This is a genomic window from Streptomyces sp. NPDC001513, assembly GCF_042894695.1.
Classification (GTDB): domain Bacteria; phylum Actinomycetota; class Actinomycetes; order Streptomycetales; family Streptomycetaceae; genus Streptomyces.
In genome coordinates this window covers 442,261-460,728 of record NZ_JBIAVU010000003.1, presented here as the reverse complement: position 1 = coordinate 460,728, position 18,468 = coordinate 442,261, and the positions used below count along the sequence as shown (strand labels likewise).

General features: G+C 71.3%; 16 protein-coding genes. 2 read left to right on the top strand and 14 right to left on the bottom strand.

All coding sequences use genetic code 11. The features are described from left to right. Positions 1 to 88: 88 nt before the first annotated feature. Positions 89 to 871, top strand: a complete 783-nt coding sequence (gene pgl / locus ACFYZ4_RS08645) for a 6-phosphogluconolactonase (RefSeq protein WP_390783400.1) — start codon at positions 89 to 91, stop codon at positions 869 to 871. A gap of 73 nt (positions 872 to 944) precedes the next feature. Here the strand turns inward: pgl and pgi are convergent, their stop codons facing one another. The 13 genes from pgi to ACFYZ4_RS08580 all read right to left on the bottom strand — a co-directional run bounded on the left by pgi (position 945) and on the right by ACFYZ4_RS08580 (position 16,779). Then, positions 945 to 2,600, bottom strand: a complete 1,656-nt coding sequence (pgi, locus tag ACFYZ4_RS08640; RefSeq protein WP_351291409.1) for a glucose-6-phosphate isomerase — start codon at positions 2,598 to 2,600, stop codon at positions 945 to 947. A 150-nt stretch (positions 2,601 to 2,750) separates the two neighbouring features. After that, positions 2,751 to 3,086: an RNA polymerase-binding protein RbpA gene (locus tag ACFYZ4_RS08635; protein WP_010352468.1), complete on the bottom strand. Its 336-nt coding sequence runs from the start codon at positions 3,084 to 3,086 to the stop codon at positions 2,751 to 2,753. A gap of 180 nt (positions 3,087 to 3,266) precedes the next feature. Further along, a complete protein-coding gene (gene secG, locus ACFYZ4_RS08630) occupies positions 3,267 to 3,497 on the bottom strand; it encodes a preprotein translocase subunit SecG (RefSeq protein ID WP_030388924.1) in 231 nt (76 codons plus the stop codon). A 130-nt stretch (positions 3,498 to 3,627) separates the two neighbouring features. Continuing rightward, positions 3,628 to 4,416 carry a triose-phosphate isomerase gene (gene tpiA / locus ACFYZ4_RS08625; protein WP_351291387.1) on the bottom strand — a complete coding sequence of 263 codons (789 nt, stop codon included), beginning with the start codon at positions 4,414 to 4,416 and terminating at the stop codon, positions 3,628 to 3,630. 6 nt (positions 4,417 to 4,422) lie between these two features. Further along, the gene (locus ACFYZ4_RS08620) at positions 4,423 to 5,637 is read right to left on the bottom strand and encodes a phosphoglycerate kinase (RefSeq protein WP_351291389.1); all 1,215 of its coding nucleotides are present in this window, start codon (positions 5,635 to 5,637) and stop codon (positions 4,423 to 4,425) included. 131 nt (positions 5,638 to 5,768) lie between these two features. Beyond that, on the bottom strand, positions 5,769 to 6,776 hold the full coding sequence (gap, locus tag ACFYZ4_RS08615) for a type I glyceraldehyde-3-phosphate dehydrogenase (protein WP_351291391.1): 1,008 nt from the start codon (positions 6,774 to 6,776) through the stop codon (positions 5,769 to 5,771). Between the two features lie 232 nt (positions 6,777 to 7,008). Beyond that, a complete protein-coding gene (locus ACFYZ4_RS08610) occupies positions 7,009 to 9,969 on the bottom strand; it encodes a M14 family zinc carboxypeptidase (RefSeq protein WP_351291393.1) in 2,961 nt (986 codons plus the stop codon). Between the two features lie 140 nt (positions 9,970 to 10,109). Next, positions 10,110 to 11,105: a DNA-binding protein WhiA gene (whiA, locus tag ACFYZ4_RS08605; protein WP_351291395.1), complete on the bottom strand. Its 996-nt coding sequence runs from the start codon at positions 11,103 to 11,105 to the stop codon at positions 10,110 to 10,112. Beyond that, positions 11,096 to 12,151, bottom strand: coding sequence for a uridine diphosphate-N-acetylglucosamine-binding protein YvcK (gene yvcK / locus ACFYZ4_RS08600; protein WP_351291397.1), 1,056 nt, complete (start codon positions 12,149 to 12,151; stop codon positions 11,096 to 11,098). Before yvcK ends, whiA begins: the two co-directional genes overlap by 10 nt. Beyond that, a complete protein-coding gene (rapZ, locus tag ACFYZ4_RS08595) occupies positions 12,148 to 13,095 on the bottom strand; it encodes an RNase adapter RapZ (protein ID WP_030388929.1) in 948 nt (315 codons plus the stop codon). Before rapZ ends, yvcK begins: the two co-directional genes overlap by 4 nt. Further along, positions 13,092 to 15,128, bottom strand: a complete 2,037-nt coding sequence (gene uvrC, locus ACFYZ4_RS08590; protein WP_351291399.1) for an excinuclease ABC subunit UvrC — start codon at positions 15,126 to 15,128, stop codon at positions 13,092 to 13,094. Before uvrC ends, rapZ begins: the two co-directional genes overlap by 4 nt. Positions 15,129 to 15,367: 239 nt before the next feature. After that, positions 15,368 to 16,147: a hypothetical protein gene (locus tag ACFYZ4_RS08585; protein ID WP_351304519.1), complete on the bottom strand. Its 780-nt coding sequence runs from the start codon at positions 16,145 to 16,147 to the stop codon at positions 15,368 to 15,370. A 5-nt stretch (positions 16,148 to 16,152) separates the two neighbouring features. Further along, the gene (locus ACFYZ4_RS08580; RefSeq protein ID WP_351304503.1) at positions 16,153 to 16,779 is read right to left on the bottom strand and encodes a papain-like cysteine protease family protein; all 627 of its coding nucleotides are present in this window, start codon (positions 16,777 to 16,779) and stop codon (positions 16,153 to 16,155) included. 229 nt (positions 16,780 to 17,008) lie between these two features. Here ACFYZ4_RS08580 and ACFYZ4_RS08575 point away from each other — a divergent pair, with 229 nt between their 5' ends. Beyond that, positions 17,009 to 17,941, top strand: a complete 933-nt coding sequence (locus tag ACFYZ4_RS08575; RefSeq protein ID WP_351304505.1) for a hypothetical protein — start codon at positions 17,009 to 17,011, stop codon at positions 17,939 to 17,941. Positions 17,942 to 17,952: 11 nt separating this feature from the next. Here the strand turns inward: ACFYZ4_RS08575 and ACFYZ4_RS08570 are convergent, their stop codons facing one another. Then, entirely contained in the window at positions 17,953 to 18,384 is a 432-nt protein-coding gene (locus ACFYZ4_RS08570) for a Rieske (2Fe-2S) protein (protein WP_351304508.1), read from the bottom strand. Positions 18,385 to 18,468: the final 84 nt, after the last annotated feature.

Sequence of the window (18,468 nt, the reverse complement as noted above, 5' to 3'; positions counted from 1 at the left end):
CCGGGAAACGGTGAAAGGGCGGGGTGGGGAACGGCTCCGCGCAGCGGCACGCCCACCGCACTACCAAAGAAGGCGGCAGCACATGGGTATGACGACTCCCCAGGTCGTCGTCCACCGGGACAAGGAACTGATGGCCCAGGCCACCGCGGCCCGGCTCATCACGAAGATCGTGGACGCGCAGGCGGCCCGCGGTACGGCGTCCGTGGTCCTCACCGGCGGACGCAACGGCAACGGCCTCCTCGCCGCACTGGCCGCCGCCCCCGCCCGCGACGCCGTCGACTGGGCGCGCCTGGACCTCTGGTGGGGCGACGAGCGGTACGTCCCGGCCGACGACCCCGAGCGCAATCACACGCAGGCCCGCGAGGCCCTCCTGGACTCGGTCCCGGTGGACCCCGCCCGCGTGCACGTGATGCCCGCCTCGGACGGCCCGTACGGGGCGGACGTCGACGCGGCCGCGGCCTCCTACGCGGCCGAGCTGGCGAAGGCGGCCGGCCCCGAGGACCACGGTCCGGTGCCCCGCTTCGACGTGCTGATGCTGGGCGTGGGCCCGGACACGCACGTGGCCTCGCTCTTCCCGGAGCACCCGGCGGCCCGCGAGAGCGAGCGGACGGTGGTCGGCGTCCACGGCGCCCCGAAGCCCCCGCCCACCCGCATCTCGCTGACGCTCCCGGCGATCCGGGCGGCCCGTGAGGTCTGGCTGCTGGCGGCCGGCGAGGACAAGGCCGGCGCGGTCTCCATCGCGCTCGGCGGGGCCGGCGGGGCGCAGGCTCCGGCGGCGGAGGCGTACGGCCGCTCCCGCACCCTGTGGCTCCTGGACCGCGCGGCGGCGGCGAAGCTCCCGACCGGGATGTATCCCCCGGCCTCTTCCTGACCCCCGTACAACGCGAAGGGCCCGCTCTCCCGAGGAGAGCGGGCCCTTCGGCCGTCCGGCGGCCCTCCGGCCGTCAGCTGCGGCCGCGCAGCTTCCGGTACGTGGCCACCAGGGCCTTCGTCGAGGCGTCGAGGCCGTCGACGTCCACGCCCTCGGTCAGGGCGGGCTCGACGCGCTTGGCGAGGACCTTGCCGAGCTCGACGCCCCACTGGTCGAAGGAGTCGATGTTCCACACCGCGCCCTGCACGAACACCTTGTGCTCGTACAGCGCGATCAGCTGGCCCAGCACCCCGGGGGTGAGCTCGGTCGCCAGGATGGTGGTCGTCGGGTGGTTCCCGTGGAAGGTCTTGTGCGGGACCAGCGACTCCGGCGCACCCTCGGCGCGCACCTCGTCCGCCGTCTTGCCGAAGGCCAGGGCCTGGGTCTGCGCGAAGAAGTTGGCCATCAGCAGGTCGTGCTGGGCCGCCGGGGCCGCCTCCAGCTCGGCCACCGGCTTCGCGAAGCCGATGAAGTCCGCGGGGATCACCTTCGTGCCCTGGTGGATCAGCTGGTAGTAGGCGTGCTGCCCGTTGGTGCCGGGCGTGCCCCAGACCACCGGGCCCGTCTGCCACTCCACCGGATTGCCGTCGCGGTCCACGGACTTGCCGTTGGACTCCATGTCGAGCTGCTGCAAGTACGCGGTGAAGCGCGAGAGGTAGTGGCTGTACGGGAGCACGGCGTGCGACTGCGCGTCGAAGAAGGCGCCGTACCAGATGCCCAACAGGCCCATCAGGAGCGGGGCGTTCTCCTCCGGCGCTGCCGTGCGGAAGTGCTGGTCCATCAGGTGGAAGCCGGCCAGCAGGTCGCGGAAGGCGCCCGGACCGATCGCGATCATCAGGGAGAGGCCGATGGCCGAGTCGAAGGAGTAGCGGCCGCCGACCCAGTCCCAGAACCCGAACATGTTGGCCGGATCGATGCCGAAGGCGGTGACCTTCTCGGCGTTGGTCGACAGCGCCACGAAGTGCCGTGCCACGGCCGCCTGGTCGCCGCCGAGGCCGGCCAGCAGCCAGCCGCGCGCCGAGGTGGCGTTGGTGATGGTCTCGATGGTGGTGAAGGTCTTGGAGGCGATGATGAACAGCGTCTCGGCCGGGTCGAGGTCCCGCACGGCCTCGTGCAGGTCGGCGCCGTCGACGTTGGACACGAAGCGCACGGTCAGAGCGCGGTCGGCGAAGGCGCGCAGGGCCTCGTAGGCCATGGCCGGACCGAGGTCGGAGCCGCCGATGCCGATGTTGACGACGTTCCTGATGCGCTTGCCGGTGGAGCCGGTCCACTCCCCCGACCTGACCTGGTCGGCGAAGGCCGCCATCTTGTCCAGGACGGCGTGCACGCCGGGGACCACGTCCTCGCCGTCCACCTCGACGACGACGTCCCTGGGCGCGCGCAGGGCGGTGTGCAGGACCGCCCGGTCCTCGGTCGTGTTGATCTTCTCGCCGCGGAACATGGCCTCGCGCAGCTCGGCCACGCCGGTGGCGGCGGCCAGTTCCCGCAGGAGCGCGAGCGTCTCGTCGGTCACGAGGTGCTTCGAGTAGTCGATGTGCAGGTCCCCGACCCGCAGGGTGTAGTCGGCGCCGCGGCCGGGATTCTCCTCGAACAGCTCCCGCAGATGCGTCTGCCCGAATTCCTCCCGGTGCTTGCCGAGTGCCAGCCACTCCGGCGTCCGGTTGAGCTTCGTCCTGCTGTCTGCGTTCATCTCGGACATCAACCCGTTTCTTCCGTCCTGTCGTGCCCCGCCGGCTCCAACCTAAGGGATCAGAAGCGGCGCAACGCACACAAAGAGGCCCGGCTCCGCAGGAGATGATTCCTGCGGGGCCGGGCCTCGTGTCACACATGGGGGGCGGCGTCAGATCTCGCCGCGGAGTTTGGCGAGCGCCTCGGCGAGGATCGCCTCGCCGTCGGCGTCGGAGCGCCGTTCCCGTACGTACGCCAGGTGCGTCTTGTACGGTTCGGTGCGCGGCGGCGCGGGCGGGTTGTCCCGGTCCTGGCCGGCCGGGAACCCGCAGCGCGGGCAGTCCCAGGTGTCCGGCACCTGCGCGTCGCTGGCGAAGCTCGGCTGCGTCTCGTGCCCGTTAGAGCACCAGAAGGAGATGCGCAGGCGGGGCGCGGACTCGCCGCGTTCTGCCTCACCCATCGGCCCCGCTCCGACCCGGCTACCACGGATCGCGTTGCCACTTGCCACGGTCGTAACTCCCTGCGTGATGGTGCCGCGGAGTGTGAGTGGAATTTCCGCCGCGGAGCGCCCAAGTCTACGTAAGGCCCAACGCACGTCCAGTGAGCGGAGTTACTGATTCCGCGCTGAACGCCGGACCTCATGATAGGCCGGGCACCACCGACAGGACTGCCGGAATGGCCAGAACGGTCAGCTGCTCGACTTCATCAGCAGACCGAGCGCGACGATGCACGCGAACCACAGCAGACCCACGACGACGGTGATGCGGTCCAGGTTGCGCTCCGCGACGGAGGAACCGCCGACCGACGACTGCATTCCGCCGCCGAACATGTCGGAGAGGCCGCCGCCCTTGCCCTTGTGCATCAGCACGAGCAGCATCAGCAGGGCGCTGAAGACGATCAGGGCGATCGAGAACCCCATAATCACGGCTGATTCCTACTTTCTGGCTTTTTCAGGCTTTCCGGCTTTGCGGGATGTGCGCGGGGGCCAGTGGCTGATGGTTCAGCCCCTGGCCCCCGCAAGGGTACGACGGATCCGCCCTACCGCATACTCACTGGTCGCGGAAGCGGACGATCTTGACGAACTCCTCCGCGTCCAGCGCCGCGCCGCCGATCAGGGCGCCGTCGACGTCGGGCTGCGCCATGATCGCCGCGATGTTCCCGGACTTCACCGAGCCGCCGTACTGGATGCGGACCTTGTCGGCCAGCTCCTGCGAGTACAGCTCCGCGAGGCGGGTGCGGATCGCCCCGCAGACCTCCTGGGCGTCGTCGGGGGTGGCGACCTCGCCGGTGCCGATGGCCCAGACGGGCTCGTAGGCGATCACGATGGACTCGACCTGCTCGGCCGGGACGTCCTTGAGGCCGCCGTCGAGCTGGCTCAGCGTGTACGGGACCTGCTGTCCGGCCTTGCGGACGTCCAGGCCCTCGCCGACGCACAGGATCGGGGTGATCCCGTGCCGGTAGGCGGCCTTGACCTTGGCGTTGCAGATCTCGTCGGACTCGTCGTGGTACTGGCGGCGCTCGCTGTGGCCGACGGCCACGTACGTGCACTTCAGCTTCGCCAGCATGGAGCCGGAGATCTCGCCGGTGTAGGCGCCGGAGTCCTGCGCGGACAGGTCCTGGGCCCCGTACTTGATCTTCAGCTTGTCGCCGTCGACCAGGGTCTGGACCGAGCGCAGGTCGACGAAGGGCGGCAGGACCGCGACCTCGACGGCGTCGTAGTCCTTGTCGGTGAGCGCGAAGGCGAGCTTCTGGACGTGGGCGATGGCCTCGAGGTGGTTGAGGTTCATCTTCCAGTTGCCCGCCATCAGCGGGGTACGGCCGTTTACAGCGTCAGACATAAGGGGTCAGCCCTCCAGGGCGGCGAGGCCGGGGAGCGTCTTGCCCTCGAGGTATTCGAGGGAGGCGCCGCCACCGGTCGAGATGTGGCCGAAAGCATTCTCGTCGAAGCCGAGGATGCGGACCGCGGCGGCGCTGTCTCCGCCGCCGACGACGGTGAAGGCACTGCTGTCGAGCAGGGCCTGGGCGATGGCCGTGGTGCCGCCGGCGTAGTCGGGGTGCTCGAACACGCCGACCGGGCCGTTCCAGAAGACGGTCTTGGCATCGGCGATCTTCGACGCGTACAGCTCGCGCGTCCTGGGGCCGATGTCCAGGCCCTCCTTGTCCTTCGGGATCGCGTCGGCGTCCACGATCTCGAAGTCGGCCGGGGTCTTGCCCTTCAGGTCCGGGAAGTCCGCGGAGACGAGCACGTCGACGGGGAGGACCAGCTCGACGCCGGTGTCCTCGGCGCGCTGCATGTACTCCTTGACGACGTCCACCTGGTCCTTCTGGAGCAGGGAGATGCCGACCTCGTAGCCCTTGGCGTACAGGAAGGTGTAGGCCATGCCGCCGCCGATGAGGATGCGGTCGGCCTTGCGGAGCAGCTCGTCGATCACGGCCAGCTTGTCGGAGACCTTGGCGCCGCCGAGGACCACGACGTACGGGCGCTCGACCTCGGCGGTGAGCTTCTTGAGGACGCCGACCTCAGTGGCGATGAGGTAGCCGGCCGCGTGCGGGAGGCGCGCGGGCAGGTCGAAGACCGAGGCGTGCTTGCGGTGGACGGCGCCGAAGCCGTCGCCGACGTAGACGTCGGCGAGCTGGGCGAGCTCGTCCGCGAAGGCGCCGCGCTCGGCGTCGTCCTTCGAGGTCTCGCCGGCGTTGAAGCGCAGGTTCTCGATGACGGCCACCCGGCCGTCGGCGAGGGCCGCGACGGTCTCCTTGGCGGAGGCCCCGACGGTGTCGGTGGCGAAGGCGACGTCCGTGCCGAGCAGTTCGCCGAGGCGGGTGGCGGCGGGGGCGAGCGAGAAGGCCGGCTCCACGCCGGTGCCCTTCGGACGGCCCAGGTGCGAGGCCACGATGACGCGGGCGCCGGCGGCGGCGAGCTTCGCGATCGTGGGCTGGACGGCGCGGATGCGGCCGTCGTCGGTGATGGTGCCTTCGGCCAGCGGGACGTTCAGGTCCGCGCGGACGAAGACCCGCTTGCCCTTGACGCCCTCGGCGAGGAGTTCATCGATCGTCTTCATGTGTACCTACTCCTTTGTGCCCTTCACTCGAAGGGCGAGGAAGGGAGAACGAGGCAAGCAACAGGGCCCGTGCGGCGCTTCGTCGCGCTGCTCGGACCCTGTGCTCACATCGTGGTGCCTTGCCTATGTGCTTAGAGCTGACCGCCGACGAAGACGGTGAGGTCGACGAGACGGTTGGAGTAGCCCCACTCGTTGTCGTACCAGCCGACGACCTTAACCTGCGTGCCTTCCTGGACCATGGTCAGGGAGGAGTCGAAGGTGCAGGACGCGGGCCAGTTCACGATGTCGGAGGAGACGATCGCGTCCTCGGTGTAGTCGAGGATGCCCTTCAGCTGCCCCTCGGCGGCCTTCTGGAAGGCCGCGTTGATCTCTTCCACGGTGGTCTCGCGGGAGAGCTCCAGGACCAGGTCGGTGACCGAACCGGTCGGAACCGGGACGCGCATGGCGATGCCGTCCAGCTTGCCCTTGAGCTGCGGCAGGACCAGGGCGGTGGCCTTGGCGGCGCCGGTGGAGGTCGGGATGATGTTCTCGGCGGCGGCGCGGGCGCGACGCAGGTCCGAGTGCGGGAAGTCCAGGATGCGCTGGTCGTTCGTGTACGCGTGGACCGTCGTCATCATGCCCTTGACGATGCCGAAGTTCTCGTCGAGGACCTTGGCCATCGGCGCCACACAGTTGGTGGTGCAGGAGGCGTTGGAGATGACGTGGTGGTTGGCCGCGTCGTACTTGTCCTGGTTCACGCCCATGACGATGGTGATGTCCTCGTCCTTGGCCGGAGCCGAGATGAGGACCTTCTTCGCGCCGGCCGCGATGTGCTTGGCGGCGTCGGCCTTCTTGGTGAAGATGCCGGTCGACTCGATGACGATGTCGGCGCCCAGTTCACCCCAGGGGAGGTTCGCGGGGTCGCGCTCGGCGAAGGTCTTGAAGGTCTGGCCACCGACGGTGATGCTGCTGTCGGTGTGGCTGACCTCGTGCTTCAGCCGGCCCAGGATGGTGTCGTACTTGAGAAGGTGCACCAGGGTGGCGTTGTCAGTCAGGTCGTTGACACCGACGATCTCGATGTCCGCTCCCTGCTCCAGGAGCGCCCGAAAATAGTTACGGCCAATGCGGCCAAAACCGTTGATGCCTACGCGGATCGTCACGAACCGATCTCCTCGTTGGTGCGCCGGTTAGTGCGCCGGCGAGCTGAAATGGGATGTCCCCGACCGCTTACGACCCTACCTCTCCGTGAGCTTTTGGGTGACATCGGTCGGAGCCTGACACTCCCCCCACTTCGTGGGGGACGCCCGCTCCGGTCCCGTTCCTGACGCTCCGGAACGGGACCGGGGGACTTTGGTCCCGGTCACTCAGGGTGAGCGACGAAGGGGCCGTCGATCAGCGGTTCAGCGTGCGCAGCGCCTTACCGACGAGTAGGGCGCGGTCCGCCGCGGCGGGCACGTGCTCCAGTCCGAAGCCCAGCAGGACGGTGTCACGGGTAGTGACCGCCGCATAGGACTTGAACAGTTCGCCGGACCGGGACCAATCGCCGGGAACATCGGGACTTCCGGCGGGTGCGCCCTGGGCCGTCCAGACACCGAGGGCGGACTCGAAGCCCTCGACGGCCTGTTCCGCGCCGCCGACGGACAGCCGCGCCTCGTCCGCGAAGACGCCGCGGCCGCCCGAGCCCGGGTCGGTGATGTAGGAGAGCGAGACCTCGACGGTCTTGCCCGCGTACGCGCTCAGGTCGAAGGAGACCTGCTTCCAGCCGCCGGAGGAACCGGTGAAGGTGTTCCACGCGCCGCTGGTGCCCTGCGCGGTGCAGCCGCCGGAGTCCAGGGTGAGGTAGCGCCTCAGGAAGGGGTGGCCGTTCATGAAGAACCCGGCCGCGCACTCCTCCGGCACCGCGGAGCTGGTCAGGCCGTCCTTGTCGGGCAGCGTGGTCCAGTCGTCGCCGCCGGCCGTACGGGCCTCCAGCGCGGCGTGGTCGTAGCCCTCCTCGGTGTTCCAGTTGAGGGCGAGCTTCAGCTGCGGCTGGTCGGCCGCGGTGACCCCGGTGAGGTCGATCGTGCGGACGAGGCGCTTCCAGTCGTCGTCCGTGTGCAGGGCCGAGGCCATCCCGGTGCCCGCGTAGGGGGCGTACGGGTTCGCGACCCCGGTGAACCGGCCCGCCTGGGCGCTCTTGAACTGCGGGAACTGCGCGGGGGCCAGGCTTTCGGAGGTGACGGTGTAGGCGCCGGGGGCGTTCAGCGGGTTGCCCGCGGCGTCGCCGAGGCCGCCCTGCGCCCCCGTCAGGGAGCCGGCGCCGGTGAAGCCGCTCGCACCGGGGGTGCCGATCCGGCTGTACGCGCCGAGCCAGTACTGGCTGAAGTCGTTGGTCACGGCGCGGCCGACCTGGGCGTTGCCGCCCGCCAGCTCACCGGCCTCGATCAGCTTGCCGCCCTCGTTCAGGAAGTCGCGCAAGGCGAGCTGGGTGTCACCGCCGGGGGTCTTGGCCCCGGTGTAGTGAACGGCCGTACGGAAGTGCGAGAGCACGCCGAGGTGGTGCGGGGCGCCCTGCGTCGCCACGTCCCAGACCGCCGCGGACTTCCCGTTGGCGCGCAGGGCGTCGACGTAGCCCTGGGCGTGCTGGGCCTTGGCCCCCTCCTCGGCGATCACCAGGACGTCCGCGCGCGGCCGCTCGGCCACCGTGTACGTGAAGTGCTCGCTGGAGACCTGCCGGCCGGAGCGGTCGCGGCCGGTGAACCAGACCTCCACCGTGTCGCCGGGCTTCGCGCCGTCCACCTTGGCGCGGTACTCGTCGAACCAGTTGTTGTCCTCGCCGCCGTAGGTCTCGCCGCCCTTCCAGGCCTTGAGCTCCTCGTCGTGCGTGCGGCCGCCGTTGATCCGGAAGTTGAGCTCCTTGTCCTTCAGCGCCTTGCGGGCCGTGACGGAGACCGTCTGGTCCTCGCCGCGGGCGACGTAGGAGGTGGTGAAGGGGTCGACGGTGAAGTCGGCGGCCTTCAGGCCCAGCGAGGACTTCGGCTGGTCCGGGTGCTCGGCGCTCTCGGCCACGGCCAGGGCGAAGGGGACGTTCTTGGCGAACTCCGCCTGGATGAGCTTCTCGTCGTCCGGGAAGTTGAAGCCGGAGGCGCAGTCCTCGGGCTTCCACTGGTCGTTCGGGTCGGCCGCCGAGGCGGTCTGACAGGTGGTCATCTCCGGCGTGAACATCATGACGCCGTTGACGTTGGAGGCGTGGCCGTCGGCCTCGCCGTTCGTGGTGTAGAGCTCGGAGGAGAGCTGCGGGTAGTAGCCGGGGACCGCGGGGTTCTCCGGGGTGCCGGCGAGCGCCTTGTAGGCGACGTCGTCGGGGGTCGGGGTGGCCACCTGCCAGCCCACGCCGTAGAGCAGCAGCTCGGCGGCGGAGTGGTAGTTGATGGCGTAGTCGAAGCCGATGCGCTTCTCGAAGGCGTCGAGGGCGGTGGTCTCGGGCTCGGAGGAGGCCTTCGGGCCGCGGTAGGTCTCGCTCGCCTGGTTCGGCGAGGAGCCCTCGTTGTCGTAGCCCCACTTGAAGGCGAAGTTGCGGTTGAGGTCGACCCCGTCGCCGGCGGTGATCTTGCCGTCGCCGTTGTTGTCGCGCAGGTTCTTGCGCCACAGCCGCTCGCCGTCCGGCGCGTGCGTGAAGTCGTACCCGTCCGGGTTGGCGGAGAGCAGGAACCACAGCTCGGTGGAGTCCACCAGCTTGGTGATCCGCTGGTCCTTGCCGTAGTTGTCGATCGTGTGGTGCATCAGCCGCCGGGTCATCTCGGGGGTGATCCACTCACGGGCGTGCTGGTTGGACATGTAGAGCACGGAGGGCTTGGCGCCGTCCTTGGTCTTCTTGGCGTTCTTGCCGACCTTGAGGGCGAGGATGTCCTTGCCCTGGAGGGTCTTGCCGATGGAGACGACCTTGGTGAGCGCCGGGTTCTCCTGCGCCGTGCGCAGGATCTCCTCCTGGAGGCCGCCCTTGCCGCTGTACGGGCGGAACACGCCGTCGCCCGCAGCCTTGGCGCGGGCCAGCCCCTGCGCCCCGATCTTCCGCTCGGCGAGCTTGACGCCCTGGGCGGCGAGCTCCCCGGCCTGGCCGCCGGTGAGGAAGAGCTCGACCCGGGCGGTCCCGCTCTCCGGGGCGCGCTCGCTGAGCTCGTGGGCGTCCTGGCCGGCGGCCAGGACGAGCGGGACCTGCTCCCGGGTGATGTCGGCGTCGTAGACCCGCACCTCGTCGGCTCCGGATGCGGTGCCGGAACCGGGCTGGGCCTGGGCCGCCGCGGGCAGCGCGGCGAGTGTGGTTGCGAAGACGAGTGCGCTTGCGGCGAGGATCGATCTCGCGCGGTGCCTCATGTGCCCCCCTGGGCGTCGTCTGCCACGAAAGGTTCGGACGCCAGACTCAAGACCGGCCCATGCTCATGTCAATGGGGCCTACGGCAAAGGGGCCCGCACGAGTGATCGCGCGAGCCCCTTTGCCGTACAGGGACCGTCGGCTAACCGGCCATGTTGTCGGCCAGCTCCTCGCTGAGGTCGAGGTTCGACTCGGTGCCCGGGATGCCCAGGTCCTGGGCCCGCTTGTCGGCCATCGCCAGCAGGCGGCGGATCCGGCCCGCGACGGCGTCCTTGGTCAGCGGCGGGTCGGCGAGCGCGCCCAGCTCCTCCAGGGAGGCCTGCTTGTGCTCCATGCGCAGCCGGCCGGCCGCGGCGAGGTGCTCGGGGACCTCCTCGGCCAGGATCTCCAGCGCGCGCTGCACGCGGGCTCCGGCGGCCACCGCGGCCCGCGCCGAGCGGCGCAGGTTCGCGTCGTCGAAGTTGGCGAGGCGGTTGGCGGTGGCGCGCACCTCGCGCCGCATCCGCCGCTCCTCCCAGGCCAGCACGGACTCGTGGGCGCCGAGGCGGGTCAGCAGGGCGCCGATCGCGTCGCCGTCGCGGACGACGACGCGGTCGACCCCGCGCACCTCGCGCGCCTTGGCGGCGATGGAGAGCCTGCGTGCGGCGCCCACCAGGGCCAGGGCGGCCTCCGGTCCGGGGCAGGTGACCTCCAGGGAGGAGGACCGGCCCGGCTCGGTGAGCGAGCCGTGGGCCAGGAAGGCGCCGCGCCACGCCGCCTCGGCGTCACAGGTGGCCCCGGAGACCACCTGCGGCGGCAGGCCCCGGATGGGGCGTCCGCGGCCGTCCACGAGGCCCGTCTGGCGGGCCAGCTGGTCGCCGCCGGCCACGACGCGGACCACGTAGCGGCTGCCGCGGCGCAGTCCGCCGGGGGCCATCACCACCAGGTCCGAGGAATGGCCGAAGATCTCCAGGATGTCCTTGCGCAGGCGTCTTGCCGCGATCCCGGTGTCGAGCTCCGCCTCGATGACGATGCGGCCGCTCACCAGGTGCAGGCCGCCCGCGAACCGAAGGATCGCCGAGACCTCCGCCTTCCTGCAGCAGGTCCGGGTGACGGGGAGGCGGGAGATCTCATCCTTCACCGCGGGCGTCATCGCCATGGGCCGATCCTTCCATGCATCCGAAAAATACGGTCGTACGCGGCGGCCAGCAGCTCCGGATCGTGCTTCGGAGAACCGTCCTGCCTGGCCACGGGCGCCAGCTCGACCGCGGCACCGAAGCGTTTCGCGGCATCGGCGAGGGACTCGCGGTCGGGCACGGCGGCCTCGTCGGCCAGCACCACGTCCAGGGCGAGTTTAGGGGCGTGTCGGGCCAAAACCTCCAAATGACGCTGCGGAGAGAAGCCCTCTGTTTCGCCGGGCTGCGGCGCGAGGTTCAGCGAGAGGACCCGCCGGGCCTTCGTCTGGACCAGCGCGTCGAGCAGTTCCGGCACCAGCAGGTGCGGAATGACGGAGGAGAACCAGGACCCCGGGCCGAGAACCACCCAGTCGGCGTCCAGGACCGCCGCGACGGCCTCCGGCACGGCCGGCGGGTCGCTGGGCACCACCTGTACGGAGAGCACCTCGCCCGGGGTCAGGGCCACGGTGGCCTGCCCGCGGACGGTGTCCACGTCCTCGGGTCTGGCCGGATCGTGCCCCCTGACCAGGGCCTGGAGCTCCAGCGGCACCGCCGACATCGGCAGCACCCGGCCCTGGGCGCCGAGCAGCCGGCCCACCAGGTCGAGGGCCTGGACGGGGTCGCCGAGCTGTTCCCACAGGGCGACGATCAGCAGGTTGCCGACGGCGTGCCCGTGCAGGTCGCCCTCGGACTGGAAGCGGTGCTGGATGACCCGGGCCCAGGTCTGGCCCCAGTCGTCGTCCCCGCACAGCGCGGCCAGCGCCTTGCGCAGGTCGCCGGGCGGCAGCACGTCGAGCTCCTCCCGGAGCCGGCCGCTGGAGCCGCCGTCGTCGGCGACGGTGACCACGGCGGTGAGGTCACCGGTGATCCGGCGCAGGGCGGCGAGGGAGGCCGACAGGCCCTGGCCGCCGCCGAGCGCGACCACCTTGGGCGCGGCGCCGCGCCGGCGGCCGGAGCGGCCCGCGCCGTCCTCGCCCCGTCCCGGGGTGAGGCGGCGCAGACGGCTCAGCCGCGGGGTCCGTGCGGTCACTCGCGCCCCATGTCCCGGTGGACGACGACGGTCTCGACTCCCTCGGAGGCGAGGCGGGCGGCGAGCTTCTCGGACATGGCCACGCTGCGGTGCTTGCCGCCCGTGCAGCCGACCGCGATGGTCACGTACCGCTTGCCCTCGCGGCGGTAGCCGGTGGCGATGAGCTGGAGCAGCTCGGTGTAGCGGTCGAGGAACTCCTTGGCGCCGGGCTGGCTGAAGACGTACCCCGACACCTCCTCGTTGAGCCCGGTGAAGGGGCGCAGCTCCGGGACCCAGTGCGGGTTCGGGATGAAGCGGCAGTCGACGACGAGGTCGGCGTCGACGGGGAGGCCGTACTTGTAGCCGAAGGACATGACGGTGGCCCGCAGCTCGGGCTCCTCGTCCCCGGCGAACTGGGCGTCCATCTTGGCGCGCAGCTCGTGCACGTTCAGGCTGGAGGTGTCGATCACCAGGTCGGCGTCGCCGCGCAGCTCGCGCAGCAGGTCGCGCTCGGCGGCGATGCCGTCGGTGATGCGCCCGTCGCCCTGGAGGGGGTGCGGGCGGCGGACCGACTCGAAGCGGCGGACCAGCGCGTCGTCGGAGGACTCCAGGAAGACGATGCGGCGGGTGACGCCCTTGCTGTCGAGGTCGGCGAGGGACTCGCGCAGGGCGTCGAAGAACTGGCGGCCGCGCACGTCCACGACGACGGCGATGCGCGCCACGTTGCCCTGGGAGCGGGCGCCGAGCTCCACCATGGTGGGGATCAGCGCCGGCGGGAGGTTGTCGACGACGAACCAGCCGAGGTCCTCCAGACACTTGGCCGCCGTACTGCGGCCGGCCCCGGACATGCCGGAGATGATCACCAGCTCGGGGATGGCCGCCTCGGCGGTCTCGCCGGGCTCCGCTGTCGTGCCCGTACTCACCTGTGCTCCGTCTCGGTCGTGCGTGGTCTCGTGCTCGGTCATTGCTCGGTCCCCCGTTCGGACGATGACTCCCGGCTACCGCTGGGAGGTGCCCCCACCCGCGGGGCGGGGGTCTCATCCTCAATGATCTCTCCTGTCGCCGTGTTGACGGCAGGGCCGGCGGGGACCGCCCCGGCGAGGGCCGCGGCCACGGTCTCGGCCGTCTTGCGACCTATGCCCGGGACCTCGCAGATCTGGTCGATTGTCGCCTGTCTCAGCTTCTTCACCGAACCGAAGTGCTTGACCAGGGCTTGTTTGCGACTCTCGCCGAGGCCGGGCACCTCGTCGAGGGGGCCCGACGTCAGGCGCTTGCCGCGCTTGTTGCGCTGGTACTGGATGGCGAAACGGTGGGCTTCGTCACGCACCCGCTGGAGCAGGTAGAGGCCCTCGCTGGTGCGGGGCAGCACGACCGGGTCGTCCTCGCCGGGCAGCCAGACCTCCTCCAGCCGCTTGGCCAGCCCGCACACGGCGACGTCGTCCACCCCGAGCTCCTCCAGGGCCCGCTTGGCGGCGGCGACCTGCGGCTGCCCGCCGTCGACGACGACGAGCTGGGGCGGGTACGCGAAGCGCTTGGGCCGCCCGTCGTCCTCGGGCACCGCGCCCTCGCCCTCCTCGGCCTCCCACTCGCCGGTCTTCAGCTTCTCCTGGAGGTAGCGGCGGAAGCGCCGCGAGACCACCTCGTGCATGGAGCGGACGTCGTCCTGCCCCTCGAACGACTTGATCTGGAAGCGCCGGTACTCGCTCTTGCGGGCCAGCCCGTCCTCGAACACCACCATCGACGCGACGACGTCGTCCCCCTGGAGGTGGGAGATGTCGAAGCACTCGATGCGCAGCGGGGCGCTGTCGAGCTCCAGGGCCTCGGCGATCTCCTCCAGGGCCCGGGAGCGGGTGGTGAGGTCGCTGGCGCGCTTGGTCTTGTGCAGGGCGAGGGACTGGAGCGCGTTGCGGTGGACGGTCTCCATGAGGGCCTTCTTGTCGCCGCGCTGCGGTATCCGCAGGCTGACCTGGGACCCGCGGCGGTCGGCGAGCCACTGGCTCAGCACGGGTGTGTCCTCCGGCAGCGCCGGGACCAGCACCTCCTTGGGGACGGCCTCGCCCTTCTCCTCGCCGTACAGCTGCTGGAGGGCGTGCTCGACGAGCCCGGCGGTGTCGACGGCCTCCACCTTGTCGGTGACCCAGCCGCGCTGGCCGCGGACGCGGCCGCCGCGCACGTGGAAGATCTGCACCGCCGCTTCGAGCTCGTCCTCGGCCACGGCGATCAGGTCGGCGTCGGTGGCGTCGGCCAGCACGACGGCGTTCTTCTCCATGGCGCGGCGCAGCGCCCCGATGTCGTCGCGCAGCCGGGCGGCCTTCTCGTACTCCATCTCCTCGGCGGCCTCGTGCATCTCCTTCTCCAGCCGGGAGAGGTACGTCCCCGTCCGCCCGGCCATGAAGTCGCAGAAGTCCTCGGCCAGTTCGCGGTGCTCATCGGGGGTGACGCGGCCGACGCAGGGCGCGGAGCACTTGCCGATGTAGCCGAGCAGGCAGGGGCGGCCGATCTGCGCGGAGCGCTTGAACACTCCGGCGGAGCAGGTCCGCACCGGGAACACCCGGAGCATCAGGTCGACGGTCTCGCGGATGGCCCAGGCGTGCCCGTACGGACCGAAGTAGCGCACGCCCTTCTTCTTGGGCCCGCGCATGACCTGGACCCGGGGGTACTCCTCGTTCATGGTCACGGCGAGGGAGGGGTAGCTCTTGTCGTCCCGGTACTTGACGTTGAACCGGGGGTCGAACTCCTTGATCCACGAATACTCCAGCTGGAGCGCCTCGACCTCGGTGGACACCACGGTCCACTCGACGGAGGCGGCCGTGGTCACCATGGTGGCGGTACGGGGGTGCAGGCCGGCGACGTCCTGGAAGTAGCTGGCCAGGCGCTGGCGCAGGCTCTTGGCCTTCCCGACGTAGATCACCCGGCGGTGCTCGTCGCGGAACTTGTAGACCCCAGGGGAGTCGGGGATCTGCCCCGGCTGGGGGCGATAGCTGGAAGGGTCGGCCATGCCAACCACCCTACTGGCGCGGTCCGACAACCGGCCGTAGCCCTCCGCCCGGGGCGGGGCTCCCCGAGCTCCGCCCGCACCCGAAAGACCGGGGCTCCGCCCGGACCCGGTCCTCAAACGCCGGACGGGCTGAAAGATCCAGCCTCGCCGGCGTTTGAGGCGCGGGGTCCGGGGCGGAGCCCCGATCTTTCAGCCCCGCCGGCGTTTGAGGCGCGGGGGCTGGGGCGGAGCCCCGGGAGCTACGCCACGGCGGCGCGGCGGCGCAGGGCCAGCGCCCCGGCTCCGCCCAGCGCGAGCACACCGGCGGCAGCCATCACCCCGACGGGAGTCCCGACAGCATCGGCCGAGGCTTCGGCGTAGCCGCCCGCCCCGCCCCGCGCGGCATACGCGGAGCCGGGGAGCTTGTCCCCGTACGCGGCAGTCACCCGGGCCCGGTAGGCGGCCAGGGTGGCACCCCCCGCGCCCACGGCCCGCACCCCGTCCTCGTCCAGCGGCAGCACCCGGCCGCCCCCGGCCACATACCAGGCGTCGATCTGCGGCTCCCGGAACACCGTCCCGCCGGGCAGTTTCTCCGCGCCCAGCCGCGCGTAGCGGAATTCGTCGTCGCCGGTGGCGATGTTCACCACCTGCCAGCCCGCCTCCGTCCGCGCCGTCCACAGCGCGGCCTGCTGCCCGTCGGAGGAGACCGCCCTGCTGGCGAGGAATTCCAGGCGGGCGACGGACGCCCCCGCCCGGCCCGCGACGAAGTCCGGGGAGAGGTGGTTGACCGGTATCGCCTCGCCCTCGATCCGGGGCTGCGCGGCCGTGAGGGAGACCTTGCCCTCCCGGGCGAAGAAGCGGGAGAGGGTGGCCAGGGTGTCGGGTGCGGCGGCCGCCCGAGCGGCGGCGGCCCGGTTCTCGGCGGTGGCGGCCTCGGGCTGCGGTACGGGACCCCCGGGAGCCGCGGCTGCGAGCGGGGCGAGCCCGAGGAGGGCGGTGGCGGCGAGGACCGCGGCGGCGGCGGTGGCGCGCAGGGTCATGGCGGTCACGCCCCGATCCGGTAGAGCGAGTGGGTCCAGGAGAAGGTGCTGTTGTTCACGTACCAGGCGTGCGAGGCCCAGTTGTAGCGGTCGCTGGAGGGCCACGGGTCGCCCCAGTACACCCAGTTGCTCGCGGTGTCGTAGCCGTAGACGACGTGCATGTGGCCGCCGCCGTTGGACCACTGGATCCGGGTCTCGATCGGCCGGTTGGCGTTGATCTCGGTCTGGACGGTGGAGTACTGGAGCCAGCCGGTCACGTACGAGCCGGGGTTGATGCCGGCCCAGCGCAGCCCGGTCTGGACGTTGCCGAGGGTGGCCTGGTTGTTGGGGCATTCGGAGCCCTGCTGGCGGTTGAAGGCGGCGTTGCAGAACTGGTTCTGGGTGTGGTTCCGGCCGAACCAGGTGGCGATGGTGTTGCCGCCCGCGGCCCAGCACCAGTTGGTCTTCTGCTGTGCCTGCATGGTGATGTTCAGGCGCTTGTAGGCCAGGGCGGAGTCGGGGCTGGTACTGGTGCTGGTGCTGCTGCTGGTGCCGGTGTCGGCTGCCGTGGCGGTGGCGGTGCCGACGGGCAGGGTGAACAGCACGGCGGTGAGGAGGGCGGCCAGGGAAAGCCGCCGGTTTCGGTTGCGCATCGCGTTCCTCCCAGTGTGGGGATTGGGGGGTGGAGGAGCGCGTCCGGACGCTGTTCAGGAGCATCAAGCAGTTGTCGCGATCAGGTCAACACGCTTCAATACGCGGTGACGTTGCAGTGTGAACGGTGGGGCTGTGGTGTGAACGGTTGCTGTCGTTCCACCTGGTCCCCCGGAGCCTCCGGCGCGATCCTCCGCGCCGACGCGTGTGAACGTTCACAGAGGAGTCGTGATGGCGCCGACCGGGGACACGGCCGAACTCGGCCGGTTGCTGCGCGGCGGCCCCTTCCACCTCGCCCTGCGCGCCGCCCTCGCCGCGCGCGGGCTGCCCCTGCACCGGATCCAGCACCGGCTGGCGGCCCGGGGCATCAAGGTCGGTGTCACCAGCCTCAGTTACTGGCAGCAGGGCGCCCGGCGGCCGCGTCACGCGGAGTCGCTGCGGGCCGTCACCGCCCTGGAGCAGATCCTGGAGCTGCCCGACGGGGTCCTCCTGCGCCTGCTCGCCACGCCGGAATCCGGCCCGGGGCCGGCCCGTCCGGCCACCCGCTCGTACCGGGCCCTGTTCAGCATGGGCGGCACGGTGGAGCGGCTGCTGGACGGGATGGAGCTGCCGCCGGACGGCGGACTGCACTCGCTCGGCCACCACGAGCGGGTCCGGATCGGCCCGGCGGGCGAGCTGCGGGTCCGCGAGTCGCAGCAGATCGTCCGGGCGCACCGCGACGGGGTCGACCGCTACCTCGCCGTCCACCACGGCGACCCGGGCTGCGACGTGTCCCGGATCCGCGTGGCGGCGTACGAGAACTGCCGTACGGGCCGGGTGCGCTGCCATCCGGAGGCCGGGGTGGTGGTCGCGGAGCTGCTCTTCGACGCGCGGCTGCGGCGCGGGGACACGTACGTCTTCGGCTACGGCATCGAGGACGGCACGGGCGCCCGCAGCCGCGAGTACGTGCGCGGCTTCAGCTACGCGGGCGGCCAGTACATGCTCCAGGTCCGCTTCGACGAGGCGGCCCTGCCGGTGCGCTGCCGGCGCTTCGCCCGATCCGGGCCGAAGGCCCCGCGCACGGGCTTCGCGGACCTGACGCCCGGCGGCCGGCACCGGGCGGTGCACCTGGTGGAGCAGACGGTGCGGCGCGGGATCCTCGGGATCACCTGGGACTGGGAGTGACCCGGGCGGGGTCAGCCCGCGATGAGCTTGCCGTTCTCGGCCCGGACCGGGACGGCGGGCAGCGGGGCGGACGCCGGTCCGCGCAGGACCTTGCCGGTGGCCACGTCGAAGCGGCTGCCGTGGCAGGGGCAGTTGCCCTCACCCTCGACGATCTTGTCGAGGACGCAGCCGGCGTGCGTGCACTGGGCGCTGAACGCCGTGTACCGGCCCTCCGCCGGGCAGCTGACGATCAGCTTCCGCTCCCGGTACAGCTTGGCGCCGCCCACCGGGACGTCGGCCGCGGCGCCGAGCTCCACCGGCGCGGTGGGCGTGGCGGGGGTGTCGCCCCCGCTGTTGGTCTCGGTGGAGCAGGCCGCGAGCGTCACTCCGGCGCCGGCGGCCCCGGCGAGCGCGGCGGCGCCCTTGAGGACGGTACGGCGGGCGGCTGACTGCGGCGCGGACATGCGGTTCTCCTGGGGTGCGGGCACGGTGGGACGGGGGTACGGGCACGGGCCGTGGCGCGGGCCGGGGCCCGGCCGGGGCACCGG